We start from the raw sequence: 21,043 nt of genomic DNA, 5'->3' as shown, positions 1-21,043 counted from the left end.
TCAGTCACCTCCCAGTCGTCCAGCTGCGCCCAGGACCCTGCCCACGGAGCCTCGGTGCCGGTACGCGATCTCACCGAGTTTGGTTTGCAGGTCTTGCAGGCCGGCGAAGAGATCGCGCGTCGAGATGTTCACGATGCCCACCAGCGGTCCCGAGGATCCCTGCGGACTGCCGGTGGCGGGTGGGGCAGAGGGCGAGCTCGCCGGCTGCGTCGACGTGACGTAGGTGTCGCCAGGAAGAGGGCCACGTCCCGTCTGCCCATCGCGCTCCCGCTGGGCGTTGAAGCGGGCAAGCGTCACCTTCCACGTGCTGGGCACGTTGGACAGGCTCTCGTTTGCCTTCTCCAGGGCCTCGCGGTTCCTCAGGACCTCCGCCGTCTCCTCGGCCTTGGCTCGAGCCGCATCCCACGTCATGTCGCGCAGGTTGCTGATGCTGTCGTTCAGCCCCGAGGTGGAGATCTTCGCGTCGTTGAGGCTCCTGGCCCAGTCGTTCATAAAGTCAAACGGCTTGGCCCCGAATATCTCGATGTCTCCGATTGCTCGAAACACAGACTGGATAGCCTTGATGATGCCATTCCAGACGCCGCTGATGCCCTTGGCGATTTCCAGGATGCCAATCGCGAGCCACCGCACGCCTTCAAAGAACCCCCGAAGGGCCACGCCGACGAGCAGGTCCATGGGGGCTCGCAGCATCTGAAGCACCCCGGCGAGTATCTGGAAAAGCGGGGCAAGTGCGTTGAGCACCTCACCCACCATGACAATGACTGGAATCAGCGGCTCAATTCCCTGGAGCAGCACCTGGAACACGGGCGTGAGTGCACCCATGAGCGCCTGGACGACGTAGCCGATGGCGCCGATGAGCGGCTGCAGCGGGGTGAGCAGTTGCCCCAGCGAGTCGGCCACCATCTGAAGAAGGTTGGTGACCATCGTAACGATGGTCTCGAATCCCTCGGACCTCATGAGCAGGTCGCCGAGCATGGCGGTGATACCCGCCAGCGGGTTGCCACCGGATGCGGCGAGCCCCTGTTTGAAGGAGTCGAACACGTCGACGATGTCGCCCAGCCGCGACATCAGCTTGCCCTTGAGGTTGTCACGGGCCTCACGCATGACCTGGGTGATCTCGTCGGACCTCTTCTTCACCTCCAGTGCCGCCTCCACCAGGGCCCCAGTCACGAGGCCGGCCGCGCTCAGAGCCTGTTTGGCGAACATGGAGCGGTAGGCCTCCATGATGTCGTCGCTCCGCTGGATCAACCGCTTGAGGTAGTCGCTCTCGGCTTCACCGACCGTCTTCGTCTCCTTCTCGGTGGGCACCGTGACGGAGTTGGGGTCGCCCAGTTCGGGCACGGCGCCGAGCAGCTTGTCCTTGAGCGCCATGAGCTCATCGAGGTGCAGTGCCTTGGCGAGGTCCTTGCCCAGCATCTCCGCGCCTTCCAGGCTGTGCTTGAGGCCGTACGTCACGTTCTCGCGGGCGGTCTTTGTTGCGTCCGAGAGGGCCTTGCCGGCAGTAGCGGCCGCGTCGTTAATGACGCCCCCGATGGCGGAGACTCCGTCCTCAACCTTCTTCAGGAAGGCCTCGGCCGAGAGGTTCTGAACCTGCGCGAGGTTCTTGGCCAGTCTGTCGGCCTCAAGCCTCCAGGCCACCGCCTCGAGATACTTGGCGACCGCCTTCACCCTGTCGAAGACGGCGTTGAGCATGGCCGTGGCGAGCTTGGAGATGAATCCCGTCACGGAACCCATCAGTTCGCCGAAGAAGTTCGCGGCCTTCTCTCCGAGGTCCTTCATCTTGTCTACGATGTCGGCGGTGCTTTCCTTCCAGAGGTGGACGATGTTGTCCCAGCTCTTGTAGAGCGACCCTGCGAACAGGACGATGGCGCCCACGGCTGCGGCTACGGCGAGTAGGGGGATCGCGACGGCGCCGATCTTCGGCAGTAGCGCTGTAAAGGAGTTGCCGAGTCCCTTCGTTGCATTCGGCAGCTCCTTAAGTGAGGAGGTGAAGGACGTCAGCCCTGACGTCATCTGCGCGAACACCTGGCCGACGGTCGCTTGTCGCAGATAGACGAGTGCCCACCCGGCTTTCTCGACGGAGCCGGCGAAGAGTGTCGTCACCGCCTTGGTGGCCATCAGGCTGGTGCCCAGGACACGCAAGGCGCGAACGAGCACCACCGTTCCCTCGAAGAAGGACTTGGTAAAAATGAGCGTCCGCACCATGGCGAGCCCCACGCCGCCGACGATCGCGGAGTACTTCACCATCTGGACGATGTTTGCTTTCTGCGTGTCCGATAGATTCCGCCAGGTGGCGATGGTCGTCTTGATGACCGTATTCAACTCCCGGACGAGAGGGAGGAAGACCTCCCCCACCTCTCGGCCGAGCAGCATGGTGGAGTCCTTGAGCCTTTCGAGCTCCTGCGAGGCCGCGTAGGACGTCTGGCCCGCCACAGCGACGGATGCAGCGGCGAGTCCGGCGACGGACAGCAGCCCCTCGGAGAAGTCGCCGATGGCAGCTGCTGCCTTGCTCATGTTCTCTTCGATCTGGTCGGCGGCCTCTTCGACAGCGTCCACCACCTGGCCCATGGTCTTAACCAGCTCGCCAATGGACGCCGTTACGGCGACATATAGGTCGCCGACTTTGAGCCCGCCGGGTCCGTTGCCAGCTCCAGCCATGCTGCTGCTCCTCGCGACGCTACGCCGCGCTGTACTGTGTGGTGCGGGTGACCCGCGTTCGTCCCGGGGCTGGGCCCGGTGCAGCGTCGGAGGACCTGCCCGGCGCGTCCTTCTCTTGCTCGAGCAGGAGGTCCGCTGCGATCTCCATAATCCACTTCAAGGATTGCGCTGCCGTCTCCTGCTCCGTCCACCCCTGGAAGCGTGCGACCCTGATCTCTATTGCTCGATCGGGGTCGCTTCGGAGTTTCCCTTCAGCTTCTCCAGCACTGCGCCGGCCGCCCCGAACGCCGCGAGGGCATCGTTCCGCACGTGCTCAAGCCAGGGGGCCCTGATGATGATCTGGAGGTCCTCGTCAGAGGTTCTGTCGAAGAGAGGTCGCACCGCGCCCGGCTCGAAGAGCACGGTGGCAATGGTGCGCGCGAGAAGCCGCATCGCGCCGCCAATGCTCGTGGGCTTTCCGTCTTCGTCGACGTCTCCCGCCTTCCTCGCCTCATCGAGCACCTCAGTCGTTACGCCCTCTGGGGCGCGGCGAATGATGAGTGCAATGGGCTCGCCATCGATGTCGATGGTGAGGTCTGTGTACTTGCGCCACGTGGCATTGCCCAGTTTGGTCTTAAGGTTGGTCATTGCATGTGTCTCCGTTGAGAGGGATTGGGGTGACGCCACTAGAAAGCGGTGGGGCCGCCCTTGAACTTGAGCGGATAGTTGAACTTGAGCGTGGTGCCGGGCTCGTAGTTCTTCTCGTTGGACTCGATGAAGACGCAGTACCGCTGGCCCTTGCTGCCGGACGAGGCCGTGGGGTTCTCCACCACGTGGATGTAGAAGGGCGTCTTGGTCTTTCTCGCAGTCTCCATCACCGCCTGCGTGGCGCTCCCCGTCTTGCGCGTGCCGGCGATGCTCCCGGTGACGGTCGACCACACGGGCTCGTTCTCGGTGTACCCATCCGAGTTGAGGAACTTGTGCTCCTCGAATTCGTCCGCCTCGGTGACGCTGAACGTGGTTCCGCCCTCCAGCTTGTTCGCGTCGGAGAGCACCTCGTCGGGCTCGGCGGTGATGTGGATGGGCACCTTGTGGGTAAGAGTTACGTCGGACATGTATCTGCCTCACTTCTGGGGGAAGAGCTTCGCCAGGGACTTCCTCAGCTGAGCGGCCACGCCCTTGCGCAGCAGCGAGCGCACGCCGCGTTTGAAGGCGTTGCGCAGCCAATTGGGTGGGGGATTCATCGTCTGCTCACCGAAGTGCCAGCCCGCGTGGATGGGGCCAGCCTGCGGGTGCGCGTAGCCGCCCGTCGCGGTGGTGGACATGCGCTCCGCGTTGTGGTGCGGAAGGCTGACAAAAGCGGTGTCAGCCAGGTCGAGCGGATCGTCCGGAGCTCCGCCGCGCGGGACGCTGAATGCTGCCTGGTCCATGCCGCGCTGGGTCGCATCGAGCACGGCGCGATCCAGGTCGCGAAGAACGACTTGGGGTTGCGAGCGCAGCCTTTCCAGGTCGGAGGTGTCCACCTCCACCTTCACGCGCGCTCGGTATGCCCGGTTACTTGCCATACCCCAGAGAAGGGGCGGCTCATTAGCGACGAGGGACGTCCTCTGGTGAGAGTTGGGGCACCACGGCGCCCGGGGCGCTGGCGCTCAGGTACTCCAGCTCCACGGAGAAGACCCACCGTGGCCGCCCCTCGTCGTCTGGTGTCTGCCGGGTGGGTCTGCCCTCGGTGGGCTCTACCCGCACGTATCCGTCGGGCTGCAGGTCATACAACGCAGACCAGGCCGCGCGTGCCCGGTCCCCCGTCTCCTTGTCGCTGCCCGGCGAGCGGGTGCCGCGCACCAGCACCGTCACCGTGTCCCGGTGGAGACTGAGTCCCGTGTCGGCGAGGTACTTCTCCGGCGGGTCGCCGCCTGCGTCGATCACGGCAATCATCTCGTCCGGGGCGCTGGTGGGGAAGGGTCCCGGGTACAGGGTGGGCGTGTCGCCGGAGAGCGTGCCCAGGCCCGCGGCCTCGAGCAGCGTGGCCACGTCGAGCTCGATGTCCCGGAGCCTCACAGGACGACCTCGCTGTGGTCGAAGCTGCCGGTCTCCAGGTCCTTGTGGACGAAGCTCTGCACTGGCTTGCGGCTGCGCTTGTAGTCGGCGGGGTCCGCCCCCGGTAGCCAGATCAGCACCTTCTCCAGGTCCTCCTGTGCGATGACGGCCGTGGTGTAGAGGGTGCCGGTGGCCACCACCTGCTTGCCCTCGGCAGACTGGACGCGACGAGCGCCCGGGGCCCAGCGGCACGGGTGCGGCTCGACTGGGCCGTACTCCTCGCGGCGGTTGTTGTCCGTCATGCGCAGGAACCGCCGGAGGTGAAACGTCTCGCGCATGTCCTCGAGGAAGAGGCTCATGACTGCTTTCTCCGGGTGGACTTGTGGTGGGGGCGCGCGAGCTGCTGGGCCAGGGCGGGCACCGCGGTGCGGTCAGCCGCCCATGTGACGGAGCCACCGCCGATGCTCCGGCTGATGACGGTGGGGTCTCTCCCTGCGCCGGAGCGCAGGGCCGTGAGGGTGATGAGCGCGGCTTCCTCGAGCGGCGCCGGCAGGTCGCTGGTGAGGGTGCTCGCCGGGTCCGCTACGAGGGCCAGGGCCACCTGGCCGGGCGTGCGCCAGCCCGCGTCGTAGGTGACCACGATCTCTCCCGTGTCGTGGGCACGGAGCGGCATGGGCGCGACACCGACCGTCCACTGCCCCGTAAAAGGCCAGCCTCCGCGGCGGTTCAGGATGCGCCCGTACCTGGGACTCTCCAGGAAGTACTCGCTGGGGGGCACCTCGGCGCCGGCCACGGTGACGGACACGATGCGGCGCACCGCCCCGGCCCGGAGGAACAGGACGCGGCCGCCCTCGCTCGGCACTGTCTCCTGGACGTTCTCGCGCAGGTGGGCGTCGTAGCCCAGCCAATCCGCCAGGGCTTGGCTCGCCGCGGTGATGAGCGCGGGCAGCTCGGCGTTCGTGGTGGCCACCTTGAGCCGCGCGGCCGCGCGCGCCAGCGTCGTGAAGTCGAGCTCGCTCGCCATCACACCGCCCCCGAGGACTGCGCCGCCAGCGCCTGGCGGATTCGCACCCACTCGAAGTTGTCGGCGGGGTCCACCTTGCGCCCGCGTGGCCAGGCCGTGTCGCGGTGGCCGAAGACGTACCGCTGCCCAGCGTTGAACGGGAACCCAAGCGAGAGGCCCGGCGTCCAGCCAGCGAACACGGCGCACGCGGTGCCTCGCATGCGCGAAACGATGCTGGGCACCAGCCACTCCAGCGCCCGGTACTGAGCCTCGGTGAAGGGCTTCTTCCCGTCGCCGGGGTTCACCACCTCCACCCCGACGGAACGCAGGTTGAAGTTGTAGGGCTCGGTCTCCCACGGAAGACAGCCCTTGCCTGCGTGCCACGCGGCGCGGCCCTCGTCGACAAGGCGCCAGATGGTGCCGTGCACGCCGACGAGGTAGTGGGCGGACGACACGGAGCGGGGGCTGCACAACCAGCTGAGCACGCCCTCGTCCGTGCCGGGACCGGTGTGGTGCAGGAGAACGACGTCCACCTTCGTCCCCAGGCGAGCGCTGTGATTGGGGGACGGGTTGTCGATGACGACGGGGGTGTCCATGAGCAGCCTCCAGAAATGGCGACGGGGAGACACCCCAGAAAAGGGGTGCTCCCCGGCCGTGAGTGCTGCGTGGACGTCGCGTCAGATGGGCAGGGTGGACGAGCCACCCATCACCATGAGCGCGCCCGTCACCACGGTGGGTGTGGTGCCGTCGGCGAAGCTCACCGTCTCCACCACGCGCAGCTCGTCATGTCCCACGGGGATGTGCTGGAAGTCGATGTCCAGTTCGGCAGCCGTGTTGGCCGCGGAGACCGTGAGCTCCACGGCTGCTCCATCCATGTTCTTCAACGTCACCCACTCGTTGTCTTCTTCGCTGCCATCCCGCGTCTCCACCTCGTAGGTGACCTCGATGGCCGTGGGGGTGCCAGTGGTGGCTCCGGTGAAGCCGACCAGCACTGCCGACCCGAAGCGCCCAGGGTCGAACGTGGTGCCCTGGCGCGAGCCCGCCGCACGGGCGGCGGGGGACAGGGCCAGGTTGTCCGCGTCGATGTAGGCGCCGATGTTGCTCCTGACGACCGTAAGCATCGTGTCTTCCGTCCTTCTCGGGCTGGGCCCGCTGTTAGTAGGTGACCTTCTCCTTGACCGCGAACGCCGTCTGGTGGCGGAGCTGCCAGTCGGCGTAACCCACGACCCGGACGTGCTGCAGGTCGTTGGCGAAGTCGTCCCCCGACTCGCCCATGGTGACGTTCATCTCCGTGGCCGCGCCGAAGTACAGCTCCGAGGCGATGCCGAAACCGATGAGCTTCTTGTCGCGCAGGATGGAGGAGCGCAGGACGGGGCAGCCGTTGTGCGTGGGGTTCTTCATGTCGCGCAGGCCTTCGAAGACCCACCCTCCCTCATCACGCTGAGCCCGCAGGTGCCAGAAGGTCTTGGCCGCCATGAAGTAGAAGGCCGACTCGTCCATGTCGTGCTCCTTGTCCTCCACGGCGGCGGGGAGCGCGTCCATGTCGTCGAGCTTGTTCTGGAGCGTGACGCCCGTGATGTCCGACTTCATCGTCTGGTCCATCGCCTTGAGGAGCCCCAGCGGCTGCTTGTTGCCCTTGCCGAAGAGCCCGGACTCATCGAACAGGACGGACATCGCTTTCTGGACGTCGACCCCCACGAGTGCGGAGGCCGTTGAGTCACCCCGGCGGAGCAGATCATTGGAGATCTGCGCGCGCCCCATCGCCTTGTGAGCGCCCAACTCCACCAGTCCACCCTTCACCTCCGTCTTCTGGGCGGGCTCGCCTTCGGCCACCCAGTAGGCGACGGCGCCGGTGTTCTGCCGGCCGATGACGAGCTTGCCTCCGTAGCCCCCAATGCGGCGCACCCCCGCCTTCATCAGGAGCATCCGCGGCCGGAGGAATTCGATGATCTCGGTGGACTGCACCACGGGGAGCGACTCGGCGCCCTGGCCGAAGAGGCTCGCGAACGCCCCGACGCTCTTGCACTTGAGCAGGTACTGATCGAGCCGCGCGTATTGCTCGCGCAGCGGCGCCTCGCTGCTCCTGTCGAGCCCAAGAGCGCGGGCCCGGGTGATGTACGCGGCTTTGAGCACCACGCCCATTCGGGCCTCGTAGATCTTGCCCTCCTCGGGGTCCATCTGCAGGTCGCGCACCCCGGTGACCACGGGCGCGGGGGGGGCGGGCGCTGCAGCGGCGCGGGAGGCCATCGCCGCCTCAACGGTCTTCACCACGATGGGCTCGATGGCGGCGGCCACCGCAGGAGGAATAGGCGGCGGGGCAGGGGGCTGGGGGTTGGCAGGCGACGGCTGGGGCTTGGGAGACATTGCACGCGGCTCCGTGTGAGAGGGAGGTGTCCGTTCGTCGTGGAGAAGGGGCGGGTGGCTACGCAGCGAGGTCGCGCAGCCACTTCGTGACAGGGTCCTCGTCCTCCGTGCTGGGAGGCGCCGCGTTCTCGCTGGCGTTCTCGTCCTGAGGAGTTTCGGTCTGAGGCTTGTCGTCCTTCGTCGCGGGCGGCTCGGTGGCCTTGTCCTCGGACTCGGGCGGCTTCGCCTCGCTCTCGGGCGGGAACAGCTTCGCGTGGATGGCCTTCACCATCGTGTACATGTCCGCCATGTCGACGGCAGGTGGTTCCGGCTTCTTCTCCTCGGGCTTCTTCGGTTCGTCAGCCATCTTGATCCTCACGGCGCCAGCCTTGGCGCCAACATCGACAAGGCTCACCTCGAGCAGCCTCGCTTCGTGAACGTCTTCACCCTTGCCATCGGGGCCCTTGCCGTTGGGCGTGGCGCGGACGGTCCCGTACCCAATGCTGCAGGCGGTGATTCCGCCCGCCTCAACCGCGGCCTTCACTTGTTGGGAGAGGTCCGTCAGGAGGTTGAATCGCGGGATGAAGTACCACTGCCCCTCTTCCTCCCAGACAGTGGCGGAGCCCACGGGCAATCGCTGCTCAGGCGAGGCCTCGGGGACGACGCCCACGTGGTACGAGTGCACCCAGTAGAGGGGCACCTCGTTCACACCCTCGGGCAGGCGAAGCGCTCCAGCGTCCATGGTGTCGCCGTGCGCATCGACAACGCCCGGAGGGTCCAGCATGGCGAACACCGGACCCTCCGCCGTCGCAACGGAGAGCCGCGGGGTGGAGTCCATCAGCTTGAGAGAGAGGCCTCGCGTCTTCATGTCCGGGAGAAGCGGCGGCTACCTGCGCTCGGCGTCGCCGCGGGGCGGCGGCGGATTGCTGGGGGCAGCTGGCGTGTCGAGCACGGGCTGGGCGCCAGGCAGTGGGCGCGGGCGCTTCCCTTCGAGTTCCGGGTCCGGCGGGAGCCCTCCCAGGGCGCGCACCTCATTCCAGGTGACGCCCTCGTTCGGCGCCGACGTCACAACCTTGAAGGTGCGCTCCCACGACTCCGGGCGCGGGTCATCCGCGATGAGCACCGCGTCCGGGTCGACGCGCGGGACGAGCCCGTGGTTCAGCTCGGCCACGAGTTTGTCGAGCCACGGCGCGATCGCCCTGTCGGCCAGCGTGTACTTTTCCTCCTCTGCGCTCGCGCGCGTGCCGGCGGCGGAGTCCCCCATCATTCCTGGCGGGACGTTGAACACCTGACGCACCAGGCGCTCCAGGCCGGCGGCTGCCTCATCCATCTGGAGGGCGCGGAAATCCTGTTGGATTTGGGAGAGCGTCACTTTCCCGTTGACGAACCAGACGCGTCCGGCGCTCTCCGGCTTGGTGAAGCGCTCCTCGTAGTCCGCCTGGAGTTCCTCCGCCCTGTCGTCACCGGCAGTCCCCTCGTCGACGCCCACCACGGCGGCGGGCAGGCCGCCTCGCTTGAAGGTGGCCTTGCGCGCGGCCTGGATGGCGGCGCTGGTGTCGAGTTCGTCCGCCAGGGCGGTGCCTCGGCCCAGGCCGCGCCCAGCTGGGTTGCGCGGGTCCAACCCCTTGAGCCACACGACATCAGAGGCGGGCACCCGACCGGCGAACAGGTTGTACGAGATGAAGAAGGCCGGGTCCTGCGGCGTGGGCGTCGTCGTCACGCAGTGGGGAGGGATGGGTTCGTACCCGACGACCGCGCCAGACACGGAGCGGCGCAACCAAAGGAATGCCTCACCCGGGAGCATTCGGTACACCGCCAGCAGCTTCAGGCAGGACTGCCCTGGGTATTCCGGGTGGGGCGCGTAGAGGATGCGCAGCAGCTCGTGGTCTTCCAACTCCACCCACTCGCCAGAGGCGGACGCGTCGGCGAGGTACTTCGCGCGGAGGTCCGGTGCCATGGCCCTCACCGAAGCCTGTGCCGCCTTGGCGCGAAAGGAGCCCGGCTGGTAGCGGAGCGGGTTGGGCTTGAAGACCCGGAAGCGGGTAGCGGCCAGCGGGTCCGCCACCGTATCCACCACTGCCTGGAACCACGCGTCCTCCGCGTATGCGTCGAGCACAGCGCGGCTGTCGCGGCGCGGGTGGAACGTGGTGATAGGGATTGCGTGGATGATGGGCTGCCCGGCCCCAGGGCCGAGCAGCAGGGCCGACAGTGCGGCACGGAACCGGTAGCGCAGAGAGGGAGCGGGCATGCCCAGGAGAAGGGGCGCGCCTGTTCCATCTAACGCATGGAGCGAACGCACCTCACTTCTACGTTGACGTCCACGCTTCGGATAATGCTCTCCACCATCGCTCCGCCCGTGTTGGTCTCCGCAAGCACGAAAGTCTCCTTCGGGGGTGCAAGATGCTTCCAACGGTGGACGGCGTCCACTGCGACGTTCGCCCAGGTCGTGGGCTCGGGCGCATGGAGTGACAGGTCCTCCAGCACGGACGTGTGCCATTGTCCGGTGGCTCCCTCGCGAGTTCCCACCACCACGATGCCGTGCAGGCCCTCGTTGCCAGTAGCAGGGGTGACACTGACGATGATGTTGTTGAAGAGCGTGCTCCTTCCGGGTCGCAGCTGCGCGATGAAGGCATGGATTGGACGCAGGATGGAGAGACGTAGGGCCGACATGGCGGTGCGGAATTTGTGGCGCAGGGATGGCGTAGGCATGCCCAGAAAAAGGGGCGCGCCGCCTATTCGTCGTCCTCGTTCTCCGCGTCGGCCTGGGCCTGCTGCGCACCGCGCCCAGCTGCTCCGGCGTTCTGCCGCTTCGGGCACACGTACATGTAGATGGGCCAAGCGAAGGCGTCCGCCCGGTCGTCCCGTCCGTGGCCGCCCTCCTGCCCGGTGAACTTCGACAGCTGGTCTTCCAGCTTGTGGTGCTTGCCCACCATGTGCACCAGGTTCACCTCGCACAGGGCGGACACCGGAGCCGCGCGCTCGGCCTTCGACTGCATGGCGCGCTGGCCCTTCACCTTCACCTTGCCATCCACCTGCCGGATGGTGCTCTTCACCATCGAGCCGCCAGTGTTCGTCTCGGCGAAGATGAACGTCTTCCGGGGCGGGGCGAGGTGCTTCCAGCGGTGGACGCCGTCGACGGCTGCCTGTGCCCACGCGGTGGGCTCGGGTGACTGGAGCGACAGGTCCTGCAACACGTACGTGTGAAGCAGGCCGTCATCCTCCTCGCGGATGCCCACCACCACGATGCCGTGCAGGTCGCTGTTCTTCTTCTCCCCCGTGGCGGGATCGACGCTCACCACCACCTTGTCGAAGAGCGCCTTGCCCTGCCGCGGCGGGATGGCCTCGACGCTCGCCACCCGGCCCGCGTTCCAGTCCACCCGCCGGTAGAGGCAGGCGTCGAGCGCGAAGAAGAGCTCGCCGAGGAACTCCCGGCGGCCCTCGGTGGTGTGCTGCACGCGGCGCGCGTACGCGACGTACTTGCTGTCCAGGTTGGCGGCGTTGTCGAAGGTGCTCGAGCGCGAGAGCACCAGGCCGTCACGGTCCTCCAGAATCTCCCGGAACAGCTGCGTGGGCGCCGGGGTGGTGGTGATGATGAGCCGGGCCGGGAGCCCGAGCTGGCGCATGCGCGTCGTCTGGATGCGCGCGACGCGGCGGCACTCGTTGTAGACGTCGAGCGGGGACTTTCTCCACGCGACAATCTCATCCGCCCAGACAAGGCTGACGTTGTAGCCGCGCAGCTTGTCTGGGTTCTGCGCCGGGACGTAAAAGGCCTTCGCCCCGTTGGGGAAGTCGAGCGTCCGCTTACTCCGCCGATGGATGGGGCGGAACCACGGGGGTGCCAGCGTCAGGATGCCGGAGGGGCCCTCGAGCTGCGTCTTCCGAATCTCACTGTCGGTGGGGCCGACGATGAGGATCCGGGCCTCCGGGTCCGCCATCGCTTCCTCGATGACGGCCACGCTGCCGGCGTACGTCTTGCCGGCACCGCGCCCACCCAGGAGGAACCACGTGCGCCAGTAGCCCTGGGGCGGCGTCTGCACCGGGCGACGCCAGAGACGCTGGTCGTAGTACCAGGCCAGCACCTCTGCCTGATTCAGCCCCAGGTGCTTGGTGAGGTCCGGAGCCGAGGCGAGGTCTTCGACGAGCACCTTCGCCTGATTCAGTTCCAGGTGGGCGCTGATCTCCGGGTCCGAGGCGAGCCTGGCGGCGAGCCTCCTCGCCTTGCGGAGCTGCTCACGGAACTTGAGAGCGGCGCGCTCCGAGAGCGAGTAGCGCCCGTGCGTCTCGGGGCTGATGATGGTGAGCCCGGCGAGGAGGTTCTCTCCGGCCTCCTGTACGGCGGCCGAGGCGACCATCAGCGGGACTCCTCAGGCTCTTCGGCGGGCGAGTCCGCGGACGCTGGTGAGGGCTCGGCAGGTGCCGGCGGCTCCGTCCCGTTGCGCTTGTCGTCCTCCTCGAGGAAGCGCATCAGCTTGGCGTGCACGCTCGCAGCAGCAGCCTCGGGCGTTACCAGCTCGAAGGCCGGGCCCAGTCCGTTGCCCTGGACCTGCGCTGCCTGCTCGCGCGGTACCGTGAAGTGCTTCGGCCCGGTGACGGACATGAGCCACGTCACGAAGCGCGGATTCATGTGCCGGTCGGTGACGGTGCGCTCGCCCAGCTCGATGAGGTGCGCGAAGCGGTGTGCCCAGGCCTCCTCGCACGCCGTGAGCAACTCGGTGTAGATGCTGCTCTTCCGGCGGGCCGCTGCGTCCTTGCCCCTGGAGAGCCACTTCCCCAGGCAGTCCTCGGTGGTGCCGGCCTTCGCCGCGGCGATGCGCAGCACCCCCGTCCGCGCCAGCCACTCGGCGATGACGGGGACCATCTCGCTCTTGAGGGTGGTGCGCGGGCCCCGGCGACCAGGGCGGAAGTGGTAGCCCTCCAGCGGATCGGGCAGCTCGGGCACGTCTGCCCCATCCCCCTCAGGGGACGCGCCCAGCAGCTCCGGCGGCATTCCCCTGGGATGAGCCATGCCCCGGAGAAGGGGCGGACGGGCCTACACCGCCCCTCCCGGGCTGCTCGTCAGGCGTCGGACGGCGGATGGGCGAGGGCCTTCACCCGGGAGTGCAGCGCCTCCGTCACGTCGGTGATGAGCTGGGCAACGGGGCCGTCGCTTTCGTCGCAGGCCGCGAGCGCTCGCTCGGCCTCGGCCAGGTCGCGCGTGGCGGCGGCGATCTCCGAGATGCCCATGAGGAACGGGTCGATGCGACCCTCATCGAGCGCCTCGGACTGCTCGATGTTCTCCAGGGTGGCGCACACGGACGTGGCCCGGGACTCCAACTCCGCCAGCGTCTGCATGGCCTGCGAGGCATCCACCTGGATGGTGGCGGCGATGAGCCCCGACCTGGACTGGGCGGCGGCCTTGCGGCGCTCGTACGCCTCGATGATGGCCTGGGCCGCCGCCTCCCACCGCTCCTGGGTGAGAGCGCCGGAGCTGCCCGGGCCGGCGGCCGTGTACTCGGGCCAGCGCGGCATGGGCCGACCGTCGAAGGTCTTCCAGGCGCCGTGCGTGCCGGGGTGGCTGCCGTACGCGTCGTAGCCGATCTGGCCGAAGCTCGAGGTCTCGGCGGCGGTGGCGGGGGTGTTGCTGGTCGGGGTCGTCATGGGTGCCCTCCATGGGCTGACTGCGAGGTGTCACCCGCGAGAAGGGGCGTGGATCGCTCCAGTTTTGCGCCGATCAACACCCCCTCCGGGCAGGGCCCAGGACGTGATTTCGCGCGTTTACGGCCGGGGTAGGGGCCTGAAACTCAAAAAATAGGGGGGTCGTCCGACAGTTTCGGCCGGAGTGCCCGCAGGGGTACCGTGGGGTAACCGCGAGCGCAGGATTGCAGGGCGCCGAGCAATCCTATTTTTGGCCGGGCAGGCGGTTTTTGGGGGTGGGGGTGCTCCTGTGTCGCACATGTGCGCACGGATGCACCCTGGCATGTAGGACACGCGTGTCCTGGCCCTCCCTCTTGAGGTCGTGGTCATAGAGGGCTATCTATCCCCATACCAGGAGGCGTTCATGTACGAGGCATCCGAGGTCGCGCTGTCGAAGCTGGTGCCGTTCCACGGAGTGCAGGACCGCGAGCGCCTGGCCAAGCTCACCGCCCTCATGCGCGCCAACGGCTACGACGGGCGCCCTCTGCTGGGCTGGGAGTCGCCAGACGGCTACGTGCGGCTCCTCACGGGGTCGCACCGGTACGCGGCCGCCAAGGCCGCCCGCCTCGATGAGGTGCCTGTAGCCCTCGTGGACCTGCCCGATGGCGTGCTCGAGGCGGACGGCGAGGACCTCTGCATCGAGGGCAACCGCATCACCGACGTGGAGCAACTGGAGCAGCTGCTGGCCGAGCATGACCCTGAGGCGGCCGAACTCCTCCGGCACGGCTGAGTAGCGCCATGCCCCGGCACGACGCCAGCAAGACACCTCCCTCCAAGCGCCGGGCGCCGAAGGGCAGCGTGGCGGGAAACCCTCGCTTCTCCCTGACCAGGGATGAGCTCGCTGCGTTGGCGCACCTGCAGCAGACGTGGGACACGAACGGTGCGCGCGCGGTGGGTCGCGCCCTCCTCGAGGCGGCTCGCCGTGAAGGCTGGAGCCCGCCCTCGGAGGCGCAGGATCGCCAGGTCGGAACGTGACGACTACAGGAGGCTGACGGGCCGCGGAGCCGTCGTCCGGAGGGCCCAACGCGCCTGGCTAATAGGCGCCGTCATGAACTCCAAACTTCAGCCGTCCCCTTCCGTTCGTTGTCGTCCCACCCTGGCTCAGGCCGTTGCTGCCCTCCTGCCTGTGGCCATCGCCGCAGGTACCGCGCTCCTCCTCCTAACCAGCGGCGAGCCGTTGACGGTGCAGGTGCAGTTCGACGTCGTGCGGTGCGTGCTCGTCGCCGCCGCTCACTCCCTGGCGGCATGGAGGTCTATTGCACCGCCGCGGCAGCACGACGGTGGGCGGTGGGGATGGCAGCGAGTCCTGACCCCCTCTGCGCTCTGGAACGTGGTCGGGGTGCTCGACTCTGCGGCCCCTCTGGTGCTGCTCTTCCCGTCGGGCGCAGGTGTCGACCTGGAAATGCTCAGCAAGGCGCTGCCGTACGTGCCGGCGCTGTGGGCGGCCGTTCGTCGTCTGCTGAAGCCCAGCGGCGATGACAACCCTTCTCGCCGGGCATGAGCACGCCCCCCGCCCCCGAGTCCAAGCCCTCGCCCTGGCTGACCATGGCTGTGCCCATCGTCGTCACGCTGCTCGGGATGGCCGCGCAGTGGGGCACGCTGGGCGCCGAGGTCCGCAGCCTGGAGCGCCGCGCCAGCACCACCGAGAGCGAACTGGCCCGCGTCAACGTCGCCCAGACGAACGCCCGCGAGCAGGCCGCACGCATTGAAGCCCAGCTCGACGCGATGAACCGCGAGCTCGCCCGCCTCGCCCGCGCCATCGAGAAGCTGGCCGACTCCCCCCGCGCCAGCCGCTGACCCTTCCCCTTTCACCCGGGCTGGGCACTGCGCCCGCCCATACCCAGGAGCAGTCCATGACCCAGCCGTCCACCCAGAAGCCCAGCCTTGGCCGAGTCGTCCTCTTCACGAAGGCCGAGTATCAGGGCAAGGAGTACCCCGTCGACATCGTCGAGCTGAACCCCGACGAGGGGACGCTCACTCTGCATGTGAAGCGGGCCGACCCGAACAAGCCCATCTCCGTGGAGTGGGCGCCCATCGAGGAGGGCGACAGGGGGAGCCGCGGCCGCAGCTGGAGGTGGCCGCCCCGCGTGTGAGGAGCACGTTCTCGACGAAGTGAAAGGGCCCGGCTCCGAGGTGGAGACCGGGCCCTTTTCATTCCAGCCAGTGACTCATCAATCGGCTGCGTTTCCTGCCTCGGCGGCGGTGCCTTCCTCTGCGAACTCTACGGGGGCGGCCATGGCAAGAAGCCCGACCAGCTTCTCCATCGCCGGACGCAGCGGCTCCGCCACGTCGGTGATGGTCTGCCTGATGCGTGGCTCGTGCTCGCGGCGGAAGTGCTCGCTAACCTCGACGACGGCCTGTCGGATGCGTTGATGCTCACGGCTGACGCCTTCTGCCATCTCTGCAAGACCTGCTTTGGCCTGCTGAATACGTGATTGGTGCTCTCGGGCGAAGTCCTCGACCCACTGATGCATGCCCGTGCTTACCAGCTCCGAGAGGTTCGCCCCGTCAGGTGTCGCCGCCTTGTTCATGCGCTCAATCCTCCACTCTCGTCCCAGTATGCACATCGGACGACTGAGTCGCCATCTCGGCACCGCTCCTTCTCTTGGCCGGGGCACAACCGCCCCTCACAACACGGAGCGCCCATGCGTCGCCTGTCCCTGTCGTCCCTCGCCGTCCTGTCGCTGCTGTCCCTCTCCACCCCCGTCCTGGCCGACACCAGCCTGCCCTCGTCCACGGGCGCGGACACCGTCACCGCGCACCTGGTGCAGCAGGCCCAGGCCACCCCGCGCACCGTCGCCCCTCCCGCGCTGCGGGTGGTGGCCCAGGACGAGACGCCGCCCGCGACCGACGTGAGCGCCCTTGAGTGGCTGAAGCTGGTGGTGCAATCGATTGCAACGCGCAACTGGGGTCTGCTTGCCTGTGCGGTGGTGCTCGGGGCCGTTTTCCTGGTGCGCAAGTTCCTGGTGGGCCGGGTGCCCTGGCTGGCCTCGGACGTGGCCGGCGTGGCCCTGTCCATGGTGACGGCCACCGTGCTCTCCCTGGTGGGCGCGCTGAAGACGGGGACGCCCCTCACGCTCTCCCTGGTGCTGGGCGCCATCCTCACGGCCGCCGGGGCCTCGGGGCTGTGGAGCTGGGGCAAGAAGCTGACCGCCGCGGCGAAGGCGCCGAAGGTGGCCGCCCGGCCCGCGCTGCACTGAGCCTCGCCAGCTGCTGAAGTACGAAGGGCCCGGTCTCCACCTCGGAGCCGGGCCCTTTGTTTCCTATCTAGCCTGAAGCGCGCCCGTCACCAGTACGCGGTGAACACCACGACTTGTTGCTTTGGTTTCCGCCGGAGTTTGGGCACGAGGTAGATGATCAGCGCTACGTTCGCGAGAACCAAAAACACGGCGAAAAGGACTAGTACGCTTGTTGCCATTATGGTGCTCCTGTTGAGTGAGTCGCCAGAACGTCGACCCTCCTCGACGGTGAACGGCTCCCAGTCTTCGGCGCAACCCTTCCTTTCGCAGTGGTGGGCACGGTGCCCAGGAGCGGGCCGGTAGCCTTCAGCCGGGACCGCGCTGACTCTCGACAGCCGCTGACGCACGAAGGGCCCGGTCTCCACCTCGGAGCCGGGCCCTTCTCATGCCCTGCGTGCTCGCTCAGAACGCCCAGGCGGGCGAGGTGACGAGGAGCCCGATGGCGGCGGCGGCGATGGCGGCGGCCTCGGCCGGAGTGGGGGAGCGCCCCTTGCCAATCTCCTTCAGCTCGTCGAAGCGCTCCTGGATGAAGGGCCGCACGATGCTGCGCACCCTCCCGAGCGACTTGGCGATCTTCGTCGCGCCGGCACCGCCACCCTGGCCCTTGCACCACTCGTCATTCATCGACTTCAGGCGCTTGCTGGCCTCCTCATGGCCCGCGAGGGTGGTGTCCGGGCCGAAGATGTTCCCCTCCAGCGCCTTCTTCGTCTCCTCGAGGAAGCGCTGGGCCGCGGTGATCTTCGCGCACTCCTCCTCGGCGGGCGTGAAGCTGATGACCCGCTTCGCCTCGTCCACCAGGCGCTGGGCCGCGTGGTAGAGGTCCCGCTGGATTCGCTCCTGCTTGAAGCCGAGCTTCGTGGAGCTGGTGTAGGGCGCGGGGGATTCCGCGAGGGCGGCGGTCCCGACGACGAGAGCGGCGACTGCCACGGCCCTGAGCAACGTCTTGAGCGACTGCATCCACTACCTCCTGGAATGCCCGGCTCGCGGAGTGCGGCCGGGTCCACTCCCAGAAGGGGTGTCGCTCACGCGCCCAGGTGGCTCTCCCTCGCGAACTCCGCCCGTGCGGCCAGTTCCGCCGCCTCATGCTCTGCCCGGGCCCTCGCGTACCTCGTCCGGGCCTGGGGACTGCCATCCAACCCACGCTGCGCCTGCTGCAGTTCCACCTCGGCTCTGGCCAGTCGAGCCGCCAGGGACTCCCGATCCGTTCGTGTCGTCATGTTGACGGGTAGTGCAGGAGACGTGCCCGCGAGAGTCATGCTCAGCCTCCCCACTGCTCACGTCATGCGGCTGCTGGGCCGAGGTTCTCTGAGTCCCTCCTGATGGGCGGCGGGGAGGGGGTCGCAATTGGCGGCCGTGCCTTTCCCCAGTGGGGCCTATGCAGCTTCAAAGGGGTGCTGCTGCCGTTCAGCCGTAGCTCCGGCTGAACTGCTAGCGGAGACGCCCCAGGGACATGGACGGCGCATTGGTCATGAACGTGTTGATTCGGTAGATCGTGTTGGCTACTCTCCCACCTACTGCCCCAAGGGGGTGGAACCAACAGCCCGATGTATCCCCGTGTTGGGTAGGCATACCCAACACGGGCCGGACTCTCCTAGGTCACATGGGAGAGACTTGACAATGTAATTTTCGATTCGGGGTGTTGAGATGTGGGCGGGGCTGGCGAGACTGGTACTACTCGTCAGCCTCGTCTTTTTATGAGGCACAATGAGCGAACTGATTCTGAACGCCATCCGCGACGAAGCAAAGAAGCTCATAACTCGCCACCAGAGGTACGCCTTCCATCTGCACGAGGAAACACAGCGCCTCGTCCGACGCTCTGGGATCAACTGGCCGAAAACGGTTTATGCGCCAACATACTGGAGGGACGATGATGGATTCAATCCATACCACGTGTGGAAGCACGCTAAGTCCATCGCATACGCCGTCGAGAAGTCCCTCAAGACAAGGCGATATCTCCCAAGGCCGGCTGTGCGATACGAGGTGCCGAAGCCCGACGGCACAACTCGCGAGGTGTCGGTGTTTCAGGTGGCTGACCAAGCCATCGCAGGCATCGTCTTCAAACGCTTGCTGCGGAAGAACAAAGGGCGCTTCAGCTCTAGGTCCTTCGCCTACAGAAACGACTTGTCCGTACACGACGCGGTGATTCATATCGCGTCGAGCTTTGCGGGGCACAATCGGATATTTATAGCGGAGTATGATTTTAGGAAGTACTTCGACTCAATATCTCACGAACATATCGAAAAGGTCTTGCACGACGAGCGTTTCTATATAACAGACGAGGAGCGCAATATACTCCGTGGGTTCGTGAAATGTAGCTCGCATCCAACCGGCTCTTACTCGTCCGTCCATGCTCAGCCGAGGGTGCGAGGTATACCGCAGGGAGTGTCGACCTCGCTGTTTCTTGCGAACCTTGCAGCACATCCAATCGACCGACGTCTCGAGAATTTGCGCGTCGACTTCGCTCGCTATGCGGATGATACGATTGTCTGGTCTGATGACTACGCGGAATTGTGTCGCGCAGTTGAAGTCCTGACAACCGCCGCTCACGAAATGGGGGTGGAGGTCAATCTGAAGAAGTCGCCCGGCGTTCGGCTCTTGAGTGAAGAGGGGGCCGCATCCGAGCTAAGCAGCGCCAATCATGTCGAGTTCGTTGGGTACCGAGTTGATGGTCGCACCCTGGGTATACGCAAGAGCAGTGTTACCAATATCAAAGGGCATATCTCAAAGCTCATTTATGTCAATTTGCTTGCACAGCCGCATAGTGGAAGGTGTGTTGCAGATCGTGTTTCCGGTGCGCTTGATAAGGATTACAAGGTGATGATATCGCAGATTCGGCGATATATGTATGGCGATTTGACCGAGGAAAAGCTAGCGAAGTACCTGTCGGGCGACACGCCTGAAATGCGGTATCAGGGACTGATGAGCTTCTATCCAATTGTTGACGATGAAGAGCAGTTGCGCCAGCTCGATGGGTGGCTCGTTCGTACTATTCATACGTCGCTGCAACAAAGGGCCTCACTGTTCCAGGCTGCAGGGGTTCCGGCCACCGCTCTGCCCCATGGGAACTCTATGGAGTACTTGATCAGTTCCACTATTGGTAAATATCGGGTACCTAGCTTTCGCAAGATAGCGAAGGTTCTTAGACGCGAGGCTCTGAAGTATGGCCCAAACGCTGTAGGCCAAATTGGTGGGCCATCGTCTTCGTAATGCGGAAATTGCCGCTCCGCTGGACTGTGCGATGAGTTTGACGCAATTCTTGCAACGCCCCGAGATTGACCGCCAGCTTGAGGCCCTGCTTGTGTTCCCGAGCATTCCCGGCTTCGGAGAGCATCCACTGGTTCCATCCGCATCTACGAACTACTCCCTGATTGGAACCGCGTTCGATTATCTGTTGCGCTTTGGTCTTCAGCGGCGCGTCTCGTTTGCGATGTCTAGAGAGTGGGTTGCCGAAGAAGGACTCCGATCACTTGTGGCCCGGGGCTATGGCCATCCAGCGAGGAGGCTGTCGCAGAAAACAATAGACGCCGCCACAAAGGCCATTTCGGAGGCCAAAGCAGCATGTTCCGAGTACTGTGAACATGGGGAGATCACCAATGCGCTGCTACAATCGGCTCTTCGTCTAGCGCAAATTGATGCTTTGGTTCGCTCTGGGATCAAGGTGAAGTGGTTTGGTGTGGTTGACCTCAAAGACATGAGGGAGTTGAGGCGGCTGATGGATCTGGTTCCGTGGCAGGAATTCACTCCACGGAAGCGGTGCCTTCTAAATCCCACTTTCGGGCGAGCATCGACTCTTGTTGGTGGTGCGGATGCGGACCTGTTGCTGGACGACACACTGATCGAAATAAAGACGACCAAGAGCGGCGCATTCTCCAAGACCTATGTAAAGCAGTTGGTGGGCTATTATGTGCTTTTTCTGATTGGGGGAATAGATGGGGCAGAAGCAGAGGACGACATAGCGAAGATCGGTGTATATGCGGCTAGGTATGGGCGCCTTGTGAGGATTCCTGTACGTTCAGTTGTGCCTCCAATGGCGTTGCGTAGCTTGACGAAGCTATTTCAACAGGGATACCCCGGCGAACACCACGGCTAGTGGGGTGTTTGCCGTGATGCC

Annotated in this window: 27 protein-coding genes; 8 read left to right on the top strand and 19 right to left on the bottom strand. The window is 66.0% G+C overall.

Annotation, left to right across the window (positions count from 1 at the left end):
* From F0U60_RS37635 to F0U60_RS37560, 16 genes are all read right to left on the bottom strand, one after another.
* Positions 1-2,658, bottom strand: coding sequence for a hypothetical protein (locus tag F0U60_RS37635; protein WP_395806882.1), 2,658 nt, complete (start codon positions 2,656-2,658; stop codon positions 1-3).
* Positions 2,659-2,874: 216 nt separating this feature from the next.
* Positions 2,875-3,285, bottom strand: a complete 411-nt coding sequence (locus tag F0U60_RS37630; protein ID WP_395806881.1) for a hypothetical protein — start codon at positions 3,283-3,285, stop codon at positions 2,875-2,877.
* 38 nt (positions 3,286-3,323) lie between these two features.
* On the bottom strand, positions 3,324-3,752 hold the full coding sequence (locus F0U60_RS37625) for a hypothetical protein (RefSeq protein WP_395806880.1): 429 nt from the start codon (positions 3,750-3,752) through the stop codon (positions 3,324-3,326).
* Positions 3,753-3,761: 9 nt separating this feature from the next.
* Entirely contained in the window at positions 3,762-4,160 is a 399-nt protein-coding gene (locus F0U60_RS37620; protein WP_395806879.1) for a hypothetical protein, read from the bottom strand.
* 64 nt (positions 4,161-4,224) lie between these two features.
* On the bottom strand, positions 4,225-4,695 hold the full coding sequence (locus F0U60_RS37615; RefSeq protein ID WP_395806878.1) for a hypothetical protein: 471 nt from the start codon (positions 4,693-4,695) through the stop codon (positions 4,225-4,227).
* Positions 4,692-5,033, bottom strand: a complete 342-nt coding sequence (locus F0U60_RS37610; protein ID WP_203404472.1) for a hypothetical protein — start codon at positions 5,031-5,033, stop codon at positions 4,692-4,694. The genes F0U60_RS37615 and F0U60_RS37610 overlap by 4 nt, the downstream gene beginning before the upstream one ends.
* On the bottom strand, positions 5,030-5,698 hold the full coding sequence (locus F0U60_RS37605; RefSeq protein WP_395806877.1) for a hypothetical protein: 669 nt from the start codon (positions 5,696-5,698) through the stop codon (positions 5,030-5,032). Before F0U60_RS37605 ends, F0U60_RS37610 begins: the two co-directional genes overlap by 4 nt.
* The gene (locus F0U60_RS37600) at positions 5,698-6,273 is read right to left on the bottom strand and encodes an N-acetylmuramoyl-L-alanine amidase (protein WP_395806876.1); all 576 of its coding nucleotides are present in this window, start codon (positions 6,271-6,273) and stop codon (positions 5,698-5,700) included. Before F0U60_RS37600 ends, F0U60_RS37605 begins: the two co-directional genes overlap by 1 nt.
* 81 nt (positions 6,274-6,354) lie before the next feature.
* On the bottom strand, positions 6,355-6,798 hold the full coding sequence (locus tag F0U60_RS37595; RefSeq protein WP_395806875.1) for a hypothetical protein: 444 nt from the start codon (positions 6,796-6,798) through the stop codon (positions 6,355-6,357).
* Positions 6,799-6,832: 34 nt separating this feature from the next.
* A complete protein-coding gene (locus tag F0U60_RS37590) occupies positions 6,833-8,041 on the bottom strand; it encodes a phage major capsid protein (RefSeq protein ID WP_395806874.1) in 1,209 nt (402 codons plus the stop codon).
* Positions 8,042-8,099: 58 nt separating this feature from the next.
* Positions 8,100-8,888, bottom strand: coding sequence for a hypothetical protein (locus F0U60_RS37585; RefSeq protein ID WP_395806873.1), 789 nt, complete (start codon positions 8,886-8,888; stop codon positions 8,100-8,102).
* A gap of 18 nt (positions 8,889-8,906) precedes the next feature.
* A complete protein-coding gene (locus F0U60_RS37580; RefSeq protein ID WP_395806872.1) occupies positions 8,907-10,268 on the bottom strand; it encodes a phage portal protein in 1,362 nt (453 codons plus the stop codon).
* A 29-nt stretch (positions 10,269-10,297) separates the two neighbouring features.
* Positions 10,298-10,690, bottom strand: a complete 393-nt coding sequence (locus F0U60_RS37575) for a hypothetical protein (RefSeq protein ID WP_395806871.1) — start codon at positions 10,688-10,690, stop codon at positions 10,298-10,300.
* Positions 10,691-10,752: 62 nt separating this feature from the next.
* Entirely contained in the window at positions 10,753-12,372 is a 1,620-nt protein-coding gene (locus F0U60_RS37570) for a terminase large subunit domain-containing protein (protein ID WP_395806870.1), read from the bottom strand.
* A complete protein-coding gene (locus tag F0U60_RS37565) occupies positions 12,372-12,959 on the bottom strand; it encodes a hypothetical protein (protein ID WP_395806869.1) in 588 nt (195 codons plus the stop codon). Before F0U60_RS37565 ends, F0U60_RS37570 begins: the two co-directional genes overlap by 1 nt.
* Positions 12,960-13,075: 116 nt before the next feature.
* Positions 13,076-13,657, bottom strand: coding sequence for a hypothetical protein (locus F0U60_RS37560; RefSeq protein WP_395806868.1), 582 nt, complete (start codon positions 13,655-13,657; stop codon positions 13,076-13,078).
* Positions 13,658-14,057: 400 nt separating this feature from the next.
* On the opposite strand from F0U60_RS37560, the gene F0U60_RS37555 reads away from it, so the two are divergent.
* The 5 genes from F0U60_RS37555 (at position 14,058) to F0U60_RS37535 (ending at position 15,786) form a co-directional block, all read left to right on the top strand.
* The gene (locus F0U60_RS37555) at positions 14,058-14,423 is read left to right on the top strand and encodes a ParB/RepB/Spo0J family partition protein (protein ID WP_395806867.1); all 366 of its coding nucleotides are present in this window, start codon (positions 14,058-14,060) and stop codon (positions 14,421-14,423) included.
* 8 nt (positions 14,424-14,431) lie between these two features.
* Positions 14,432-14,668 carry a hypothetical protein gene (locus F0U60_RS37550; protein WP_395806866.1) on the top strand — a complete coding sequence of 79 codons (237 nt, stop codon included), beginning with the start codon at positions 14,432-14,434 and terminating at the stop codon, positions 14,666-14,668.
* A gap of 73 nt (positions 14,669-14,741) precedes the next feature.
* Positions 14,742-15,194, top strand: coding sequence for a hypothetical protein (locus F0U60_RS37545; protein ID WP_395806865.1), 453 nt, complete (start codon positions 14,742-14,744; stop codon positions 15,192-15,194).
* Entirely contained in the window at positions 15,191-15,490 is a 300-nt protein-coding gene (locus F0U60_RS37540) for a hypothetical protein (protein ID WP_395806864.1), read from the top strand. The genes F0U60_RS37545 and F0U60_RS37540 overlap by 4 nt, the downstream gene beginning before the upstream one ends.
* Before the next feature lie 56 nt (positions 15,491-15,546).
* Positions 15,547-15,786, top strand: a complete 240-nt coding sequence (locus F0U60_RS37535) for a hypothetical protein (RefSeq protein ID WP_395806863.1) — start codon at positions 15,547-15,549, stop codon at positions 15,784-15,786.
* A gap of 78 nt (positions 15,787-15,864) precedes the next feature.
* Here F0U60_RS37535 and F0U60_RS37530 read toward each other — a convergent pair whose 3' ends face one another.
* A complete protein-coding gene (locus F0U60_RS37530) occupies positions 15,865-16,224 on the bottom strand; it encodes a hypothetical protein (RefSeq protein WP_395806862.1) in 360 nt (119 codons plus the stop codon).
* A 114-nt stretch (positions 16,225-16,338) separates the two neighbouring features.
* On the opposite strand from F0U60_RS37530, the gene F0U60_RS37525 reads away from it, so the two are divergent.
* Positions 16,339-16,893: a hypothetical protein gene (locus tag F0U60_RS37525; protein ID WP_395806861.1), complete on the top strand. Its 555-nt coding sequence runs from the start codon at positions 16,339-16,341 to the stop codon at positions 16,891-16,893.
* A 441-nt stretch (positions 16,894-17,334) separates the two neighbouring features.
* Here the strand turns inward: F0U60_RS37525 and F0U60_RS37520 are convergent, their stop codons facing one another.
* Positions 17,335-17,889, bottom strand: coding sequence for a hypothetical protein (locus F0U60_RS37520; protein ID WP_395806860.1), 555 nt, complete (start codon positions 17,887-17,889; stop codon positions 17,335-17,337).
* A 65-nt stretch (positions 17,890-17,954) separates the two neighbouring features.
* Positions 17,955-18,188 (bottom strand): hypothetical protein, encoded by a 234-nt coding sequence (locus F0U60_RS37515; protein ID WP_395806859.1) that lies wholly within the window; start codon positions 18,186-18,188, stop codon positions 17,955-17,957.
* A 448-nt stretch (positions 18,189-18,636) separates the two neighbouring features.
* On the opposite strand from F0U60_RS37515, the gene F0U60_RS37510 reads away from it, so the two are divergent.
* Both F0U60_RS37510 and F0U60_RS37505 read left to right on the top strand, forming a co-directional pair.
* Positions 18,637-20,139, top strand: coding sequence for a reverse transcriptase domain-containing protein (locus tag F0U60_RS37510; protein WP_395806858.1), 1,503 nt, complete (start codon positions 18,637-18,639; stop codon positions 20,137-20,139).
* Between the two features lie 49 nt (positions 20,140-20,188).
* A complete protein-coding gene (locus F0U60_RS37505) occupies positions 20,189-21,022 on the top strand; it encodes a hypothetical protein (RefSeq protein WP_395806857.1) in 834 nt (277 codons plus the stop codon).
* The last annotated feature ends 21 nt before the right edge of the window (positions 21,023-21,043 follow it).

It is taken from the genome of Archangium minus, from assembly GCF_044360475.1.
Classification (GTDB): Bacteria; Myxococcota; Myxococcia; order Myxococcales; family Myxococcaceae; genus Archangium; species Archangium minus.
This window is presented reverse-complemented; position numbering and strand designations above follow the sequence as displayed.

Excerpts from the sequence above, each read along its gene's own strand:
- F0U60_RS37635 (WP_395806882.1), bottom strand. The coding sequence starts at position 2,658 with ATGGCTGGAGCTGGCAACGGACCCGGCGGGCTCAAAGTCGGCGACCTA.
- F0U60_RS37630 (WP_395806881.1), bottom strand. The coding sequence starts at position 3,285 with ATGACCAACCTTAAGACCAAACTGGGCAATGCCACGTGGCGCAAGTAC.
- F0U60_RS37625 (WP_395806880.1), bottom strand. The coding sequence starts at position 3,752 with ATGTCCGACGTAACTCTTACCCACAAGGTGCCCATCCACATCACCGCC.
- F0U60_RS37610 (WP_203404472.1), bottom strand. The coding sequence starts at position 5,033 with ATGAGCCTCTTCCTCGAGGACATGCGCGAGACGTTTCACCTCCGGCGG.
- F0U60_RS37605 (WP_395806877.1), bottom strand. The coding sequence starts at position 5,698 with ATGGCGAGCGAGCTCGACTTCACGACGCTGGCGCGCGCGGCCGCGCGG.
- F0U60_RS37600 (WP_395806876.1), bottom strand. The coding sequence starts at position 6,273 with ATGGACACCCCCGTCGTCATCGACAACCCGTCCCCCAATCACAGCGCT.
- F0U60_RS37595 (WP_395806875.1), bottom strand. The coding sequence starts at position 6,798 with ATGCTTACGGTCGTCAGGAGCAACATCGGCGCCTACATCGACGCGGAC.
- F0U60_RS37590 (WP_395806874.1), bottom strand. The coding sequence starts at position 8,041 with ATGTCTCCCAAGCCCCAGCCGTCGCCTGCCAACCCCCAGCCCCCTGCC.
- F0U60_RS37585 (WP_395806873.1), bottom strand. The coding sequence starts at position 8,888 with ATGAAGACGCGAGGCCTCTCTCTCAAGCTGATGGACTCCACCCCGCGG.
- F0U60_RS37580 (WP_395806872.1), bottom strand. The coding sequence starts at position 10,268 with ATGCCCGCTCCCTCTCTGCGCTACCGGTTCCGTGCCGCACTGTCGGCC.
- F0U60_RS37575 (WP_395806871.1), bottom strand. The coding sequence starts at position 10,690 with ATGTCGGCCCTACGTCTCTCCATCCTGCGTCCAATCCATGCCTTCATC.
- F0U60_RS37570 (WP_395806870.1), bottom strand. The coding sequence starts at position 12,372 with ATGGTCGCCTCGGCCGCCGTACAGGAGGCCGGAGAGAACCTCCTCGCC.
- F0U60_RS37560 (WP_395806868.1), bottom strand. The coding sequence starts at position 13,657 with ATGACGACCCCGACCAGCAACACCCCCGCCACCGCCGCCGAGACCTCG.
- F0U60_RS37555 (WP_395806867.1), top strand. The coding sequence starts at position 14,058 with ATGTACGAGGCATCCGAGGTCGCGCTGTCGAAGCTGGTGCCGTTCCAC.
- F0U60_RS37550 (WP_395806866.1), top strand. The coding sequence starts at position 14,432 with ATGCCCCGGCACGACGCCAGCAAGACACCTCCCTCCAAGCGCCGGGCG.
- F0U60_RS37545 (WP_395806865.1), top strand. The coding sequence starts at position 14,742 with ATGAACTCCAAACTTCAGCCGTCCCCTTCCGTTCGTTGTCGTCCCACC.
- F0U60_RS37540 (WP_395806864.1), top strand. The coding sequence starts at position 15,191 with ATGAGCACGCCCCCCGCCCCCGAGTCCAAGCCCTCGCCCTGGCTGACC.
- F0U60_RS37535 (WP_395806863.1), top strand. The coding sequence starts at position 15,547 with ATGACCCAGCCGTCCACCCAGAAGCCCAGCCTTGGCCGAGTCGTCCTC.
- F0U60_RS37530 (WP_395806862.1), bottom strand. The coding sequence starts at position 16,224 with ATGAACAAGGCGGCGACACCTGACGGGGCGAACCTCTCGGAGCTGGTA.
- F0U60_RS37525 (WP_395806861.1), top strand. The coding sequence starts at position 16,339 with ATGCGTCGCCTGTCCCTGTCGTCCCTCGCCGTCCTGTCGCTGCTGTCC.
- F0U60_RS37520 (WP_395806860.1), bottom strand. The coding sequence starts at position 17,889 with ATGCAGTCGCTCAAGACGTTGCTCAGGGCCGTGGCAGTCGCCGCTCTC.
- F0U60_RS37515 (WP_395806859.1), bottom strand. The coding sequence starts at position 18,188 with ATGACTCTCGCGGGCACGTCTCCTGCACTACCCGTCAACATGACGACA.
- F0U60_RS37510 (WP_395806858.1), top strand. The coding sequence starts at position 18,637 with ATGAGCGAACTGATTCTGAACGCCATCCGCGACGAAGCAAAGAAGCTC.